Source organism: Leeuwenhoekiella polynyae, from assembly GCF_004104075.1.
Lineage (GTDB): Bacteria > Bacteroidota > Bacteroidia > Flavobacteriales > Flavobacteriaceae > Leeuwenhoekiella > Leeuwenhoekiella polynyae.
Window position 1 is genome coordinate 67,870 of sequence record NZ_QOVK01000005.1, and the last position, 17,650, is coordinate 85,519.

Sequence of the window (17,650 nt, forward strand, 5' to 3'; positions counted from 1 at the left end):
AAAGAGGAACCAAAAGTATGCTAAAAATCTCTGTAATTTTTAGTATACTATATAACGAAAAAAATATGGAATTAGTTTTAAACTTCTTTTTCAATAAACGGAACAGAACTATTTACTATTTCATCAATAAGCTTGAGCAAATAGCTTTCAAAGGTTTCCAGAAGTTCTTGTGTAATGTTTGAGTTTTTATTTTCAGTGAGTTTTAAAAATCCTTTGTTCAGATTTTTAAAGGAAATAATACCGGCTTCAACTTGTTCAGGTAGCGTTTCTTTTTTAGAAATCATCAAAGCATAACACAAGACCTGAAAGGCTTTAGACTGCTTTTTATAATCTGTGATTAATTCGTCCCAATCTTTAATTACTAATTGTGGGGTATCTACTTTTCCTGTTTTATAATCTAAAATACGGGTTACTCCATTTATTTGATCTACGCGGTCAACGGTTCCTTTAATACAAATTTCAGGAGAAAGCTGAGCCACATATTTTGTCTCAAGATCTTTAATAATAATCTCGCTACCAGAGGTTATGGTTTGCAATTCCTGATTTAAAAAATTAGTCACAAATTGTTTTGCAACATTAAAAATAATGAGATTTTTCCCGGTTTTGATATTGATCGCATTGTAGTTGAGTTCAAACTGGCGCTTAACTTCCGCATCAATTGTGCTCAGCATTTTCTCTACAATTTCTTTAGAAAGTATGGTGTTTAGGTAAGGCTTGTATAGAGTATCTAGCGTTTCGTGAACAACGGTCCCTAATGTATTGTGTGCGATTACATCTTCAACTTCATCGAGCTCTTTAATACCTAAAACATATTTATAATAAAAATCAACAGGATTGCGTATATAGGTCGTTAATGCTGAAGGCGAAAACCCTGAAGCCGCATGCTTTTTTATAGCTTCGATTATAGTGGGTGTTTTTTCTATTTCTTTGAGCGTTTGGGGTTCAAGCCTTACTGAAGCAGAAGCACTTTGTTCAATGTATGTATAATTTGCGTCAGGATCTGTTGCTAACTGTAATAAAAATCTGCTTTTCTCACCGCTGTTTAAGCCACCAGCTTCATTGTTGTAAATGAGATTTATATGTTCGGCGCGTTGTAACAGTCTAAAAAAGTGATACGCATAAATCGCGTCTTTCTCGCGGTAGGTGGGCAGTTTATATTCAATCTTTAAATCAAAAGGGATGAAACTATTTTGACTTTTTCCTGACGGAAATGTGCCTTCATTTAAAGAAGTGATGATTATATTTTTAAAATCAAGAACCCGAGATTCTAGAACCCCCATAATCTGAAGTCCTTGATAAGGGTCACCTCTAAAATCTAAAGTCTCCTGACTCAGTAAATCTTTATAAAACTGTTTGAGGGTTTTAATATCGTTGAGGTATGGATAGGCTTCATTTAAGTTTGTTAATCGCGTAAATAGCTCTAAAAATGCGTGCAGAAATTCAAGCTGAAGCCAATTTTGCTCCGGAAACAGAATCTCTTTCAAACATTGAATACCTTTTAAAATTTGCTCTAAAGCTTTTGAGGTGTTTTCATTCCAAGAATTAAAAAGTAGCTTATAATTTTCTGAAGCTTCTTTATTAAGATCATTTGGCTTGACAAAAACCAAATTCTTTTGGGTGATTTCCTTTTTTAGATTTTTTCGCTCATCTCCTAGAAGATATATCGTATACTGCTGATCTAAAATGGAAAGTACATCTTTATAATAATATCCTTGTTCTTTATGATTGATTTGAAGTTGAAACCAACTTTCAAAAAAAGCAGCTTGTGCTACCTGCCCTAACGGAAGCCCCATCGTTACATTAAGATTCTTAACGGAAGCGGGCAAAGAGTTGAGTAACGGTAGAAGTAAAGCTTCGTCACCCAGAATAACGGCAGTATCTTCTAATTCTTCTTTTGAGAAGTCAGAAAGTAATTGACCGGTGTATTTAACCTGACCAATATTTTGAGAGATACCGGTAGCGGTAATATTTTTTGGAGTATTGAAGCTTGAATTTTGCTTGGGAAGCAAGAGACTCTTTTCTTTAAGGCCAGGCCATTCTTTTAAATACGATTTTATAAACGTTGCTGTAACGTGATTGTTGTCATTTAAAAAATAAGGGTCAATATCCCAGTAAATTTTTGTTGTAGGTCGCTGTAAAAAGTTTTTTATGAGTTCTTGTTCTGCAGTATTTAGAGCGTTGAAACCACAAAAAATATAGTGTTGCTTGTCTTCACCTAAAAAAGAAGTGACATTGTCAACTGCTTTGCGATAAAGCATACCTTGATAACCTAAGCCTAAATCCTCTAAATGTTTTTTATAGCTGGTATAATAGGTGTTGATAGACTTCCAGAATATTAGGTAGTTTGTGACAAGTTGTGAACTGGTATCAGTTGACCAATGGTTGAGTTCTTTTACGGCAGATAAATAATCAAAGAATTTGTCAGTTGGGATCAGATGGCGATCAATTTCATTAAAATCACCTAGTAAGGTTTGCCCCCAGCCTAAAAAGTTCAAAAAAGCTTCTGGAGTTTCTCCATCAAATTGACTTTGATATACATGATACAATTCAACCTGAAGCTGTGTTTGAGAAGCAGCTGTTAATCCAGATATTTCCTCTATAAGTTCTTCAATACTTAGCGTCTGAGGAAGAAAGCAAACGTCATCTTTAAGATGCTCTTTCAATTTCTTTAAAAAGAAGCTTCCTGCTCTTTTAGAAGGTAAGATCACCACAGTTTCAGCTAGTGGTAATTTAGAATTTAAGATGTCTTCTATTACTTCGTCAATGAATGTAGTCATAAGTTAAAAATAAAAAACGCCCTGATTTCTCAGGGCGTTTTCCAAATATATTATTTCAGATTTAAACTGAATCAAGTCTTACTTTAAAGTAAGCTTTACACGTCTGTTAAGTTGCATACCTGCAGCTGTAGTGTTAGGAGCGATAGGCTGCTCTTCACCGTAAGCTTTGATAGATAATTGGCTACCATTTACACCTTCTTTACTAGTTAAGTAATCAACAACAGATTGAGCTCTTCTTTCAGAAAGATCCATGTTGTATGCGTTACTCGCGCGGCTATCAGCGTGACCTTCAACTTCAAAAGAAGCAGTAGGGTATTCTTTTACGATATTAGCGATTGTAGTAAGAGTTGCATAAGAGCTTTTTCTAATTGTAGCTTTGTCAGTATCAAATAAGATACGACCAGCTTCACCATTTAAAGTCTCTAGTACACTAGCGTCAACTTCAGGACAACCATTGTTAGAAGCAGGACCAGCTACGTTAGGACAGTCATCATCTTTATCAGCAACACCGTCACCATCAGCATCAGCAAATGGGCAACCGTTGTTAGATGCAGGACCAGCTTCGTTAGGGCACTCATCTTCTGAATCAATTACACCGTCACCATCAGCATCAGGACAACCATTAGTTGAAGCAGGACCAGCAACGTCAGGACAAGCATCTTCATTATCTGGGATACCATCACCATCAGAGTCAGGACATCCATTAAATTCTGGTAAACCAGCTACTTCTGGACAAGCATCTTCAGAATCTTTAATACCGTCACCATCAGTATCAGGACATCCGTTGAATTCTTTTAAACCTGGAGTTTCAGGGCACTCATCTTCATCATCATAAATACCATCACCATCAGTATCTGTTCCACCGAAAGTGAAACCTACACCCACTACGTGCTGCATATGTCTTGTATAATAAGTACCAGGCATCATTGCATGCTTATAAGTAGAAGATAAGTCAAGGTTAATGTTATCGCTTAACCAAATTTTTAAACCTACAGTACCGTTAAGGGTTCCGTGACTTGGCATATCGCCAATGAACACGTAACCACCACCACCACCTAGGTAAGGGTCAAACCAACCGCCTTCTCCAAAAAGAGCATCACGGAAGCTATAAGAAAACATACCATCTACAGCGTAGTAAGCTAAATCATCAACAGGAAGATCTCCCATTTTGTCAATTTTGTTGATAGATCCTCTCACACCTAGAGCAAATCCTGCACCTATGTAACGACCTACATAAAGTGTAGAAACTGAAGGAAGAATATTCCAGTGATCAGAAACATTATAAAATTCATCAGGAAAACCTCCGGTTAAAGGTCTGTTGTCTGGTGGATATACAGGATAAGTATCAACTGCATTCACACCAATACTAACAGCCCAAGGGTTGTTTTTGTCTTGTGCGTTTGCAGTGTTAAGACCTGCGAAGATCAAAACTGCAAACAGAAATAATTTAGTAAGATTTTTCATGTTAAGTAAGTAAAATTTAAGTGTTAATTGAAGCAAATGTAATTTGTTAAAATCTAGCAACAAAGTCAAATTTAATAAAAATCACATTTTTATAATTAAAATGGAATGATTCTCGACTTGATTCTGTTGCCAGATCTTTTATAATTACATTATTCTATAAGTGATATTTCTACACGTCTGTTTTGTTGTCTTCCAGCTGCAGTTGCATTTGTAGCTACTGGCTTAGACTCTCCAAATCCTTCTGAAGAAAGTCTCGTTGCTGGTAAACCTTGTTTAATTAAATAGTCTTTTACTGATGCTGCTCTTTCATCTGATAATTTTAAATTATAAGCATCAGAACCCTGACTGTCAGTATGGCCTTCAATTAAGAATCTTGTGTTAGGATATTCTTTCATTGTTTCAGCAACTGTATTCAGAGTCTCGTAAGATTCAGCACGAATAGAAGCTTTATTCAAATCAAATAATACAGTTCTAACCTGTACGTTGATTTCTTCAAGAATTTCAACAGTTACTTCAGGACAACCATTATTAGCAACAGTTCCCGGTACAGTAGGACAATCATCATCTTTATCTAAAACACCATCGTTATCCTGGTCTTCGTAAGGGCATCCATCATTTTCAGCAGGGCCAGCCTCGTTAGGACAGTTATCTTCTGAGTCAATTACTCCATCACCGTCAGCATCAGGACAGCCATTAGTTTCTGCAGGTCCGGCAACATCAGGGCAAGCATCTTCTGGGTCAGCGATGCCATCACCGTCAGAGTCAGGACATCCATTAAATTCTGGTAAACCAGCAACTTCAGGACAAGCATCTTCAGAATCTTTGATACCATCACCATCTGTGTCTGGACAACCATTAAATTCTTCTAAACCTGGAGTATCAGGACATTCATCTTTATCATCATAAATACCATCGCCGTCAGTATCAGTTCCGCCAAAATTGAAACCTATACCAGCAGTATGTTGAAAATGTCTTGTATAATAGCCTTCCATCGCATGCTTATACGTTGATGACAGGTTTAAATTAAGATTGTCTGATAACCAGATTTTTAAACCTACTGTACCGTTTAGAGTACCGTGGCTAGGAAGATCTCCTATAAAAACATAACCACCACCTGCACCTAAATACGGATCAAACCAGCCACCCTCTCCAAAAAGAGCATCGCGGAAACTGTAAGTGAACATACCATCAACAGCGTAATATGCTAAGTCATTTGCTGGGGCATCACCTAATTTTTCAATTTTATTTAGTGAACCTCTAACACCAAAACTAAAACCACTACCTATATAGCGACCTACATAGATTGTTGATATTGATGGAAGAATATTCCAGTGATCATCTACATTATAAAATTCATTTGGAAAACCACCAGTAGTTGGTCTCTCACCTGGCCATACAGGATATGTGTCAACTGCGTTTACACCAATGCTTATATACCAAGGATTGTTTTCGTCTTGCGCACTTACACTTAATGAGCCTGCTAAGAAAGCAAACAACACCAGTAATAAACTAGTACTTCTAATCATAATTAAATGGTTTGTTAAATTATTGAGGTAAAAGTAGTTTGTTAAAATATACCTGCAAAACCACAAGTGATAAAGTTTTATTAAACCTTTACTAAGAATTATAATTACTGTAAGTCTCTGTTAGACAGTATAAATATGCTTTGAGTTAATAAAAAATGTACTTTACCTCCTTATAATTAGCATTTTAAATAGAGTCGTGAATATGACTGATTATGAATATTTTAAGATTTAAGATTGTATATAAAATGTTAAAGAACCTGTATTGGTTTTTTAGCATTCAGGTAGATTATGACTTTTTTCACTACTTGATAATTCATTTTTAGTAATACATTTTCATATTTTGTTATCTGGTTTTTGTGGTTTTGATGAGGCTCTCCGGTCTTATAATCTAAAAGCCATAGTTTATTTGTGGGATCAATTTCCACTCGATCTGGTCTGAGCATCTTCCCGGAAGTAAGAATTGCTCGTTCATTAAGAATTTGATGTTGAGGATTAAAAAAACCGTGTTCCTGCAATGCAACAATTAATTCTCTGAGTTTGGTCTCTAACGGTTCTAATTGCTTTGTTGTAATCATTCCTTTAGTTATAGCCTTTTTTAGCGCAGAATCTATATGCTTTTCGGTTTTGATTTCAGCCATCAATTCGTGGACGATATTTCCAAAACTTATGGCTTCTAGTCGTGCGGTATCCCATAGTGCTTCTGCCTGTGTGACTAATATTAAATCATGAGATTCTTTAGCGGTGCTTATAAGTTTCAATTCATTTGAATTGTTTGCTAACGCTTTAGTGTGAGAGATACGCTGTTGATTGCCAAAGTAATACTTGTTTTGATCAGTATTGAATAAATTTTGATTTTCTAAATAAAGTCTCAATAGGTCAGAAAAATTTTTCGGTTCACCTCTGAGTTTGCTGCTTTTACTAATTATGTACAATTGCTCAACACTTCTCGTGAGTGCTACATATAATACATTTATATTATCGAGTTGTTGTTGAATTCTTTTTTGGTGATACAGAACAGAGGTCTGCTCATTGTAATCTAGTAGTTCACTTTTTTGTCCCAACAACAATGCTTCAAATCCTAAGAATTCATTTTCTTCCGGTAAATACCAATTATAAGAATCAGATTTAGTAGGATGGAGGTCAGTATGTGCAAAAGGGTAAATAACCACCCGAAACTCCAGTCCTTTGGCTTTGTGAATAGTCATGATCTGTATAGCTTCTGAAGCAGGTGGTGTGCTGATGCTCAATTTATCTTTTTTGCGATCCCACCATATTATGAATTCGGGAATACCACCGTAATTTTTTTGAGAGAAATCATAAATAGCATCTAAGAAAAACTGTAGATAAGACCCGCCTTCCAGATTCAGGTTAAAGCTTCTTATTATATATTCTACAGCTTCATAAATGGGTAAGGAAGAGCATAAATTAAAATCAAAATCATCAGAATCTTCAAAAATAGTGTTGAATAAAGTTTCTCCGGAATACGATAAGTAATATTTATAAAACTCATGCTTGTCTTCAATTTTTAAATGGAATTTCGCCAAATATTCAAGCAACTTGATGTTGATGGCATTAGAATCTGGTTCTAATGTAAAGTGCAATAAATTGATTATAAATTGAACTTGAGGAGACTGTTTAAGAAGCAAACTTTCACTAGATATAACTGGTATTTTCTCTTCCTGAAGACGTTGCGCGATAGCAACTCCTTCGGCATTTCTTCTCACGAGAATGCAGAGCTCGTGAAGTTTAAAACCATTTTCTTGGCAAGATTTAATGGACTTTACAACTTCATCTAGGTATAGCGGTTCAGCATCTGTATTTGTATCGGCGTCTACAAATGAAATGGAAACATAACCTCCTGTTCTGGAGTTTTCCTTTTGAGCATTTCCAGAAGTATAGATATTTTTATACTCGTCGTAGGCAAAAACAGATGCTATTTCAGTAAAAAAGGAATTATTAAAATGTATGATTTGATCATAACTTCTGTAATTAAAAGGAAGATCAATGGTTTTTTTATCTCTGTTTTGAAACGGATTAACTTCATCTTTTGATAAGCTAATGAACTGACCTGCTTCTCCGCCGCGCCATCTGTATATGGCTTGTTTGGGGTCGCCTACAAGCATTAAGCTGTTTGCCAGACTTTCAGGCTGATTGGTGCTTACGGCGTTATCTATTAGTGGTACTAGATTATTCCATTGCAAGACAGAAGTATCCTGAAACTCATCAATAAAGTAGTTTTCATAGCGCTCGCCTAAACGTTCATATATAAATGGTGTTGGCTGGTTAGCAATGTTTTTATGAATAAGTTCATTAAAGTCTGAAATTAAAACTAAGTTATTTTCAGATTTAAGCGCATCAACTTCTTTTTGTATAGCTTGTAAAACAGAAAGGGGTGTCAGTTTTTTGTAAAGTTCCTCCTGAAATTTCAACTGAAAAATGTCAGATCTTATAGTGTTGAATTTGGTTGTAATTTCTGGAGCGATCTGATCTAAAGTTTGCTTAATGATATCTTTCTGGGTTTTGGTGTACATAGGTTCTTCACCCAATTTAATCACCCAAGCAGAAGAAGTATTTAATGCAAAATTTCCTTCTGAAAATTTGAAGACTGTCTTTGGAAGATATTTTCCTTTAAAGTGCGCTTCTTCAAGACCATTTGTACTGAAAAATTCTAATAAGGATTTTGCTGATTCTTTAATCTGAACTTCAAGTTTTTTATTAGAAGCTTTTAAATACTTTTTAAGTTCTGCAAATTCTTTTAAAGACTTGTTGTTTATTCTCTTTAAAAATTTGCGATCATTTTCACTAAGTAGCAGTCTGCTTATCTCATAGAAATCAAGTGAAATATCCCAGCTTTTATCGTCATCAATTTTTTCAAATGCATAATCTAGTAGAACTTGTGTGATAAGCGGATCTCTCCCCGCCTTATCAATCAAGTTGTCTACGGCTTGCTCTAAAACATCCTGAGTGTTGAGCTCAACTTCAAAGTTTTGAGGAATTTTAAGGTCATAAGCAAAGGTGCGAATGATGCGATGTGTAAAATTATCTATGGTAACCACATCAAAAGAGGCAAAATCCTGAACAATATTTTTCAGTAGGCGTTTTGATTTTTCATGAATTTCTTCTCGGCTCAGTTCAGTTTCTTCCTCGATTGTGAGAAGCATTGGACTTGGATTTTCAAAAATAGCTTCATTTGAAAATTCCTGAAGGTTTTTTACAATGCGCATTTTCATCTCTGCCACAGCTTTGTTTGTAAAAGTTATGGCGAGAATACGACGGTATTTGAATTCGTTGTTACTTTTAAATAAGATGCTGAGATAATTCTTTACAAGAGCGAAGGTTTTACCCGCACCTGCAGAAGCGTTATAAATAGAAATTGAAGGATGATTTTGCATGGGTTCAAGATAATAAATTACCGTGTGGAAGCTCGCAAGCCAATTGTAGAGATATGCTTTTATTTTAGAATTAATTGCTAAGAGGTTAAACCTTAAGAGTATTATAACACAGCATCTTTTAAATAAGGCTTATGAATCACTATCTTTGACTATCAACTATTCTATTAACGAAAAAAATTAAATAAAAATGTCATTTCAACTCCCGAAATTAAAATACGCGAAAGACGCACTAGAACCAAATATTGATGCTCAAACCATGGAAATTCACCATGATAAGCATCACGCAGGTTATACCAGTAAATTAAATGCTGCTATTGAAGGAACAGATTTAGAAGGAAAGACTATTGAGAATATATTGATTAATCTTGATATGTCTAACAAAGCTGTTCGTAACAATGGTGGAGGTTTTTACAATCACAGTTTGTTCTGGGAGGTCATGTCTCCTGACGGTGGTGGTGAGCCAACTGGTGAATTAGCAGAAGCTATTAACGCTGCGTTTGGATCTTTTGACGCGTTTAAAGATAAATTTAGTAGTGCTGCAGGAACTCAGTTTGGTTCTGGATGGGCATGGTTATGTGTTCACGAAGGTGGAAAAGTAGAAGTTTGTTCTACTCCTAACCAAGATAATCCACTTATGCCGGAAGTAGGCTGTGGTGGAACTCCAATTTTAGGTATTGATGTATGGGAACATGCTTATTACTTAAAGTATCAGAACAAGCGTCCGGAATATATTGATGCATTTTTTAATGTAATCAACTGGCAAGAAGTTTCTAGCAGATATGCTCAGAACAAATAATAAAAACTTTTTTATAGTAATTAAAGCCCGGTTTTACCGGGCTTTTTTATGCCCTTTTTTTAAAAAAGCATATTTTTTAAATGAAAATTTATTGAATAGGTGTTTTGAAATCTAGGGATACTAGTTGATTTGAAGTTCTCAGAGAATTCATAACATTTAGATTATGGGAATTATTAGAAAAGGTAACTTCATTCCATATAAGGAAGGGTTGGAGAAGAATGTTTATTAGGATGCTTTTGATAGAACTGAAATAGTTTCTTGCCCAATAAAATACCGTGTTCTCTATAGTAACGTCCTCTTAAAGATTCTGAGCGAGCGTATTCAACAGTAATTAGCTTTTAAGTTCGAATTTATGCAAATAAAAAAAAGTGGAAAAAAGCGGAAGGCTGAAACGGCTCGCAGCAGCAGATATGTTTTTAATAGAAAATGAGTTTGTAATTGAGTCTATTTTGATATCAAGCACCGTGCATACTCGCCACCCCTTAAATTTTGGGCAATAAAAAAGGTGGAATAAGTAGAAGGCTGAAACGGCTCGCGCTAATTTTTGTGGATTTGATTTAGCGTTGCTCTTAGATCGTAATTGCAGTTGATAGAAAAACGCAAAATAAGCTCGCCACCCCAATTTGGTTCAAATAAAAAAGGTGGAAAAAAGCGGAAGACTGAAACGGCTCGCAGCAGCAGATATGTTTTTAATAGAAAATGAGTTTGTAATTAAGTCTATTTTGATATCAAGCACCGGGCATACTCGCCACCCCTTAAATTTTGGGCAATAAAAAAGGTGGAATAAATCCACCTTTTTTGCCCCAAATCTACCATGAACTTAACCTACTTATGTTATGGCAGTCACTAAAGTATTATATGTTGTAGGATAGAACCAAATCTTTTAGATTAAGTGCTTAATTATTAGTTAAACAGTTGTTTTAATACGCTCTTTTCAAATTTCCCTCTACATAATTGATAAAAGCACGGTTTACGACGCGATTTCCACCTGCGGTAGGGTAGTCACCTGTAAAGTACCAGTCCCCTAAGTTTTTAGGACATGCTTTGTGTAGATCAGCCACTTTTTGATAAATAACACTTACTTCTGGTTTAGTGGTTTCATCTTTAAGAAGTTCTGCAATTTTATCTGAAACTTCTTCGTCGGTAAATGGTTCGTAGATTTCTTTTACATAATTAACAACTTCTGTATCTTCAAAATCTACCTGACTTAAACACTTTTGATAAACCTGATCTATGATGTCTTCTTTATTTTGCTCTTTTAAGAGGTCTATAGCCGCTCTAAATGCAATGAAGTCCTGAAGTTTAGCCATATCTATTCCGTAGCAGTCAGGATAGCGAATTTGCGGTGCAGAAGAAACAACAACAATCTTCTTAGGATTTAATCGAGATAACATTTTTATGATACTTTTCTTAAGTGTTGTACCCCGTACGATACTATCATCTATTATCACCAAATTGTCAGATTCTTTTACAACACCATAGGTAACGTCATAAACGTGAGCTACAAGATCATCTCTACTGCTGTCTTCGGTAATAAAGGTGCGTAGTTTTACATCTTTAATAGCTATCTTTTCAGTGCGTAATTTTTTTGAAAGAATCTCTTTAAGGCCTTCTTTGTCAAGTTCGTTTCTACGTTCTAAAATTTCATCTGCTTTTTGCTTATCTAGTTCTGCCTGTGCAGCTTCAACCATACCGTAAAAAGAAGTTTCGGCCGTATTAGGAATGTAACTGAAAACAGTGTTCTGCGTATCATGCTGAATATGCTTTAAAACTTCAGGCATTAATAAGCGCCCCAGTTCTTTACGCTCCTGATAAATTTCGGCATCGCTTCCTCTTGAGAAATAAATGCGCTCAAAAGAACATGCTTTGCGCTCTAAAGGTTCCTGAATTTTTTCGATTGAAGTTGCACCACTTTTTTTAATGATCATTGCGTGACCCGGGTCTAGCTCATGAACATCTTCAAAATTTGCATTAAAAACGGTTTGAATAACAGGGCGTTCGCTCGCAATAACTACAACCTCATCATCTTTATAATAATAAGCGGGTCTTATCCCTGAAGGGTCACGTAAAACAAAAGAATCTCCGTGACCTAATAAGCCGGCCATAGCATAACCGCCGTCCCAGTCTCTAGAAGCTTTCTTTAGGATTTTTGCAATGTTAAGACGTTCTGCAATTTGTGGAGAAGCTTCAAATTTAGAAAAGCCTTCCTTTTTTAATTTCTTATAAACCTTAGCAACTGCATCATCTAAAAAGTGACCTATTTTTTCCATCACCGTGATGGTATCTGCTTTTTCCTTGGGGTGCTGACCAAGCTCTACAAGCTTATCAAAAAGCTTAAACACGTTGGTCATGTTGAAGTTACCTGCAACAATAAGGTTACGGTGCATCCAGTTGTTTTGTCTTAAAAACGGGTGAACACTCTCAACACTATTTTTTCCAAATGTACCATAGCGCACGTGACCTAAGAGCAACTCACCTATATAAGGCACGTATTTTTTTTGTAAAGCCACATCATCTGCATATTCCGGGTGCTCCAGTAAGGTCTGGTTGATACGAGAATTTATTTGTGCAAAAATGTCTTGTATAGGTTGCTGCGCAATAGACCGTTGCCTACTTATGTAGCGCTCACCCGGAGCCATATCTAATTTAATACTGGCAAAACCTGCACCATCCTGACCACGATTATGCTGCTTTTCCATCATTAAATACATTTTGTTTACACCATAAAATGCACTGCCGTATTTTTCTTTATAATACTCCAGAGGTTTCAAAAGGCGTATTACTGAAATTCCACATTCATGCTTAATTGCATCACTCATAGCTTGTTCTAATGTTTGCGCCCCCTTCGGTTAAGAAGAGGGCGCGCGTTGTTTTATAGGTCTAAATTAAATTGCGTTAAGGCTTTAAATTTCAGCAAACGCTTTTCTATTTCGTCGGGTTTTAAATTATGCATACGCTCGGTTCCAAATTTTTCTACGCAAAAGGAAGCTAGATTAGAGCCATATATGATTGCCCTTTTCATATTTTCAAAGGAAATATCACCACTGCTTGCCAAATAGCCTGCAAAACCACCGGCAAATGTATCACCGGCTCCAGTAGGGTCAAAAACTTCTTCAAGCGGAAGCGCAGGAGCAAAGAAGATATCATTATCTTCAAATAATAATGCGCCGTGCTCTCCTTTTTTGATAACCACAAAGCGTGGTCCCATCTCAGAAATTTTCTTTGCGGCAACTACTAGAGAGTACTCTCCACTCAACTGGCGTGCTTCTTCGTCATTTATAGTAATAACATCTACTCGCGCTATAACTTTTTTAAGATCTTCAAGAGCACTGTCCATCCAGAAATTCATGGTGTCCAGAATAGCAAGCTTCGGCTTTTTATTCATCTGGTCTAGCACAGAAAGTTGTACCAGCGGATGCAAATTGCCCAGCATCACAATTTCTGCACCCTTATAATCTTCAGGAACTACAGGGTTAAAGTCTGCTAATGTATTTAACTCTGTGATTAAAGTATCTCGTGAATTAAGGTCGTTGTGATAACGTCCTTTCCAGAAAAAAGTTTTACCATCTTCAACTACCTCAAGGCCTTGCATGTTTATGCCTTTATTTTTGAGTAAGTCTATGTATTCTTGCGGAAAATCTGATCCTACAACAGATACTATTGCCTGATCGACGTCAAAATTTGAAGCGGCAAGACCTATAAAGGTACCGGCGCCACCTAAAATTTTTCCTGTTTTACCAAAAGGAGATTCAATTTCATCAAAGGCACAAGTGCCTACAATTACCAGTTTTTGCATTCAAAAATTTTAAGCAAATATACAGTTTTGATAACGCAATTTTAAACAATGGTCGTAAGACTGTTTCTAAACTTACTTGTACAGCGCATTTTGAAAATTGAGTAGAAAATCCGTTAGTTATAATTCTATTAATAGATAAGCTAAAAACATTAGATTTCTTTTAGAAACGAATTATTTTCTACCGAAATCTGCAGGAATCTCGCCCCAAGCTTTAGTTTCCCATTTTACAATTACCGTTTTATACGTATTGGTTTTTAACCAATTTTCTGCGCGCCTTACTAATTCATAGACGTCTTTATTCTTAGAATTCTCTTTAAGTTTAGTGTTGCACTTCTTTTTTTTGACCCAACCAATAGCAATACGAGAGTCAGAATAAATGATGCGATCACTATTATTCTTCTTAAGAAAAGCCAAGCCGTGTACAAGCGCTAAGAACTCTCCTATATTATTGGTGCCTTGTTTAAAAGGACCTTGATGAAAAAGCTGTTTAGTAGTTTGAGTATCAACGCCACGATATTCCATAATGCCAGGATTGCCAGAACTTGCGGCATCAACCGCTATAGAATAAAGATTAGGTTCTCCATATTTACGTTTTTCTTCAGGAGAAAGGACTTTCTTTTTTTTAGAATTTCCTTTTACGTCTTTAAAGTCTTTATTATAGGCTGTTTTGGCTTCAGCAAATGAAAGAAACGATTTATATTGTGCTCCTGCAAAACCGTCAATCATCGCTTTGCAGTCTTTCCACGAAGTATAAATGCCGGGTTTTTTACCCTGCCAGACTACATAGAATTTTTCCTTTTTAGCCATGAAAAACTTTTTTTAGTTCCGCGCAGGCGGAAATCATCTATATGGGTTATTGTTTCTTTAAAAATTCAGCAATTACACTTGGAAAATGCTCGTATTCTAATTCATGAATTTTTGCAGCAAGACTTTCTGCAGTTTCTCCTTCTTCAAGTTGAGTCTTGGCCTGAAAGAGGATAGCGCCTTTATCATACTCGGCTGTAACTTGATGTATGGTGATGCCAGATTCTTTTTCCCCTGCCTCAACAACCGCTTTGTGTACACGCTCGCCATACATACCCTTGCCGCCATAATCCGGGAGTAAAGCCGGGTGAATATTAATTATTTTGCCAGAATAAGCTTCTATTATATTTTGAGGAAACAACCACAAAAAGCCGGCTAACACTATAAGATCTGGTTGTGTTTGTTTAATTAGATCTAAAACTTGTGTCGTGTCGTAAAATGCTGTGCGATTAAAACTAAAGGCACTTATTTTAAGTTTATTTGCACGATCTAAAACTTTTGCGGTGTTTTTATTGCTCAAAATCTGAACAACTTGCGCGTCATCTCTATTTTTAAAAAATTCTGTGATACGTTGTGCATTGGTACCGCTTCCTGAAGCAAAAATTACGATTTTTTTCATATATAGTATGTGTTGCGAGGGTGCAAAACAACGGATTATTATTCGTTTAAATAAGCACTTTACATTGAATCTTAGAAAGGAAATGTTTAAATTAACGATACATTTTAGACAGGTAATGTGGTAAAACGGTAAAGTTTGCTATTTTTGCCTCCTAATTAAAATTTAAAATTAAATATTATGTCAGACATTGCATCAAGAGTAAAAGCCATCATCGTAGATAAACTTGGCGTTGATGAGAACGAGGTTGTTGCAGAAGCTAGCTTCACAAACGACCTAGGAGCAGACTCGTTAGATACAGTTGAGCTTATTATGGAGTTTGAAAAAGAATTTGATATTCAGATTCCAGACGACCAGGCAGAAAATATAGCTACTGTAGGTCAAGCTATTTCCTATATAGAAGAAGCAAAGTAAGAAGAAAGCAAATTACCTTATGGAGTTAAAGCGAGTCGTTGTAACAGGTCTTGGTGCGCTTACGCCAATCGGGAACAATATTGAAGAATATTGGGAAGGATTGAGTACAGGTAAGAGTGGCTGTGCCCCTATTACGTATTTTGACGCAGAAAAGTTTAAAACCAAATTCGCTTGTGAGCTCAAGAATTTCAATGCATTAGATCATTTTGACCGTAAAGAAGCCCGTAAATTAGACCGTTTTGCGCAGTATGCGCTAGTGTCTTCTGATCAGGCTATTAAAGATGCGGGCATAGATCTCGATGTTGTTGATAAATTTAGAGTAGGTGTTATTTGGGGAGCTGGTATAGGTGGTTTAGAAACCTTTCAGGACGAGGTTATTAATTTCGCTGAAGGTGATGGAACCCCAAGGTTCAACCCATTTTTTATTCCAAAGATGATTGCAGATATCGCCCCGGGTAATATCTCGATCAAACATGGTTTTATGGGACCTAATTATACAACGGTTTCTGCTTGTGCATCATCTGCTAACGCAATGATAGATGCCTTAAATTATATACGTTTAGGACATTGTGATATTATTGTAACAGGCGGTAGTGAAGCTGCTGTGACTAAAGCGGGTATGGGAGGTTTTAATGCAATGCATGCCTTGTCTACACGTAATGAAAGTCCAGAAACAGCTTCAAGACCCTTTGATTCTACACGAGATGGTTTTGTTTTAGGTGAAGGTGCAGGAGCTCTTATTCTTGAAGAGTATGAGCATGCTAAATCACGTGGAGCAAAAATATATGCTGAAGTTGTAGGAGGAGGAATGTCTAGTGATGCTTATCATATGACAGCACCACACCCTGATGGTATAGGTGTAGAGCGCGTTATGCTTAATTGCTTAAGAGACGCTAACATTAAGCCAGAAGAGGTGGATGCTATAAACACCCATGGTACTTCAACTCCACTAGGAGATGTGGCCGAACTTAAAGCAATTACCAAAGTTTTTGGTGACCATGCGAAGGATATCAATATCAATTCAACAAAATCAATGACGGGACATTTACTAGGTGCTGCCGGAGCTATTGAGGCAATCGCTTCAATATTAGCTATGGAAAACAGTCTGGTACCTCCTACTATAAATCATACAACTGTTGATGAGAATATAGACAGTTCTTTAAACCTTACTTTGAACAAAGCACAAAAACGTGAGGTTAACGTTGCAATGAGCAATACTTTCGGTTTTGGAGGTCACAATGCTTGCGTCTTATTTAAAAAGTATAGCGAATAATCACAGATGAGTGTGATTCGCAACATATTTACTTCCCGTTCTGACAAGGACGGGAATTTTTTTGTCACCATTCAGAAAATAATAGGATTTAAGCCTAAAACTATTCAGCATTATGAGGAGGCTTTTACACATAGGTCAATGGCAATCCAAAATAAAAGAGGACATGCTTTTAATTACGAGCGTCTGGAGTTTTTAGGAGATGCTATGCTGGGTGCTGTAATCGCAGCACATTTATTTGATGAAGTAGGTAAGGGTGATGAAGGTTACCTGACAAAAATGCGTTCTAAAGTAGTTAGTCGTGAACATCTTAATGAACTGGGAAGAGATTTGGGTTTACTAAATTTAGTAAAGTCGGCTATTCCTAAAGAGAATTTTGGAGTGAACATACACGGGAATCTCTTTGAAGCTTTAGTAGGAGCTATTTATCAAGACAGAGGCTATAAATACACTAAAAAGTTTATCAATAAACGCGTGATAGATCCTTATGTAGACATCGAAAAGCTCGAAGGACGTGTAATAAGCTATAAAAGTCTTTTGATAGAATGGTGTCAAAAAGAAAAAAGGACCTTTGATTTCAACACCTATGAAGATTCTGGTCAGGATGTAATTCGTCATTTTTCGGTGCGTTTATCTATTGATGATAAGCAAGTAGCAAAAGCACGATCAACTTCTAAGAAAAAGGCAGAAGAAAAAGCTGCTAAGCGGGCGTACTATGTATTTCAAAATAAAATAGATGTACACCGCTTTAACTAAATTGATTTAAGTGTAGTCGTATTTACATTTAGATAAAGC

At 36.2% G+C, this 17,650-nt stretch carries 12 protein-coding genes; 4 read left to right on the plus strand and 8 right to left on the minus strand.

Annotation, left to right across the window (positions count from 1 at the left end; genetic code table 11):
- Positions 1-77 precede the first annotated feature (77 nt).
- The 4 genes from DSM02_RS08040 to DSM02_RS08055 form a co-directional block, all read right to left on the minus strand.
- Positions 78-2,777, minus strand: a complete 2,700-nt coding sequence (locus DSM02_RS08040; RefSeq protein WP_128765139.1) for a PD-(D/E)XK nuclease family protein — start codon at positions 2,775-2,777, stop codon at positions 78-80.
- Positions 2,778-2,855: 78 nt separating this feature from the next.
- Positions 2,856-4,241 (minus strand): OmpA family protein, encoded by a 1,386-nt coding sequence (locus tag DSM02_RS08045; protein ID WP_128765140.1) that lies wholly within the window; start codon positions 4,239-4,241, stop codon positions 2,856-2,858.
- 149 nt (positions 4,242-4,390) lie between these two features.
- Complete coding sequence (locus DSM02_RS08050) at positions 4,391-5,764, minus strand: OmpA family protein (RefSeq protein WP_449405354.1); 1,374 nt, start codon at positions 5,762-5,764, stop codon at positions 4,391-4,393.
- Positions 5,765-6,015: 251 nt separating this feature from the next.
- On the minus strand, positions 6,016-9,159 hold the full coding sequence (locus DSM02_RS08055) for a UvrD-helicase domain-containing protein (protein ID WP_128765142.1): 3,144 nt from the start codon (positions 9,157-9,159) through the stop codon (positions 6,016-6,018).
- A 187-nt stretch (positions 9,160-9,346) separates the two neighbouring features.
- Here DSM02_RS08055 and DSM02_RS08060 point away from each other — a divergent pair, with 187 nt between their 5' ends.
- The gene (locus tag DSM02_RS08060) at positions 9,347-9,955 is read left to right on the plus strand and encodes a superoxide dismutase (protein WP_128765143.1); all 609 of its coding nucleotides are present in this window, start codon (positions 9,347-9,349) and stop codon (positions 9,953-9,955) included.
- Between the two features lie 920 nt (positions 9,956-10,875).
- Here the strand turns inward: DSM02_RS08060 and DSM02_RS08065 are convergent.
- From DSM02_RS08065 to purN, 4 genes are all read right to left on the minus strand, one after another.
- Entirely contained in the window at positions 10,876-12,774 is a 1,899-nt protein-coding gene (locus tag DSM02_RS08065) for an amidophosphoribosyltransferase (RefSeq protein ID WP_128765144.1), read from the minus strand.
- A 53-nt stretch (positions 12,775-12,827) separates the two neighbouring features.
- The gene (locus tag DSM02_RS08070; protein WP_128765145.1) at positions 12,828-13,751 is read right to left on the minus strand and encodes a PfkB family carbohydrate kinase; all 924 of its coding nucleotides are present in this window, start codon (positions 13,749-13,751) and stop codon (positions 12,828-12,830) included.
- A gap of 171 nt (positions 13,752-13,922) precedes the next feature.
- Positions 13,923-14,558 carry a ribonuclease H1 domain-containing protein gene (locus tag DSM02_RS08075; protein WP_128765146.1) on the minus strand — a complete coding sequence of 212 codons (636 nt, stop codon included), beginning with the start codon at positions 14,556-14,558 and terminating at the stop codon, positions 13,923-13,925.
- A 46-nt stretch (positions 14,559-14,604) separates the two neighbouring features.
- Complete coding sequence (purN, locus tag DSM02_RS08080; protein WP_128765147.1) at positions 14,605-15,174, minus strand: phosphoribosylglycinamide formyltransferase; 570 nt, start codon at positions 15,172-15,174, stop codon at positions 14,605-14,607.
- Between the two features lie 177 nt (positions 15,175-15,351).
- On the opposite strand from purN, the gene DSM02_RS08085 reads away from it, so the two are divergent.
- The 3 genes from DSM02_RS08085 to rnc are packed head-to-tail and all read left to right on the plus strand — an operon-like array spanning position 15,352 to position 17,611.
- Positions 15,352-15,585 (plus strand): acyl carrier protein, encoded by a 234-nt coding sequence (locus DSM02_RS08085; protein WP_009778413.1) that lies wholly within the window; start codon positions 15,352-15,354, stop codon positions 15,583-15,585.
- Between the two features lie 19 nt (positions 15,586-15,604).
- A complete protein-coding gene (gene fabF, locus DSM02_RS08090; RefSeq protein WP_128765148.1) occupies positions 15,605-16,858 on the plus strand; it encodes a beta-ketoacyl-ACP synthase II in 1,254 nt (417 codons plus the stop codon).
- A gap of 6 nt (positions 16,859-16,864) precedes the next feature.
- Positions 16,865-17,611, plus strand: a complete 747-nt coding sequence (gene rnc / locus DSM02_RS08095) for a ribonuclease III (RefSeq protein ID WP_128765149.1) — start codon at positions 16,865-16,867, stop codon at positions 17,609-17,611.
- The last annotated feature ends 39 nt before the right edge of the window (positions 17,612-17,650 follow it).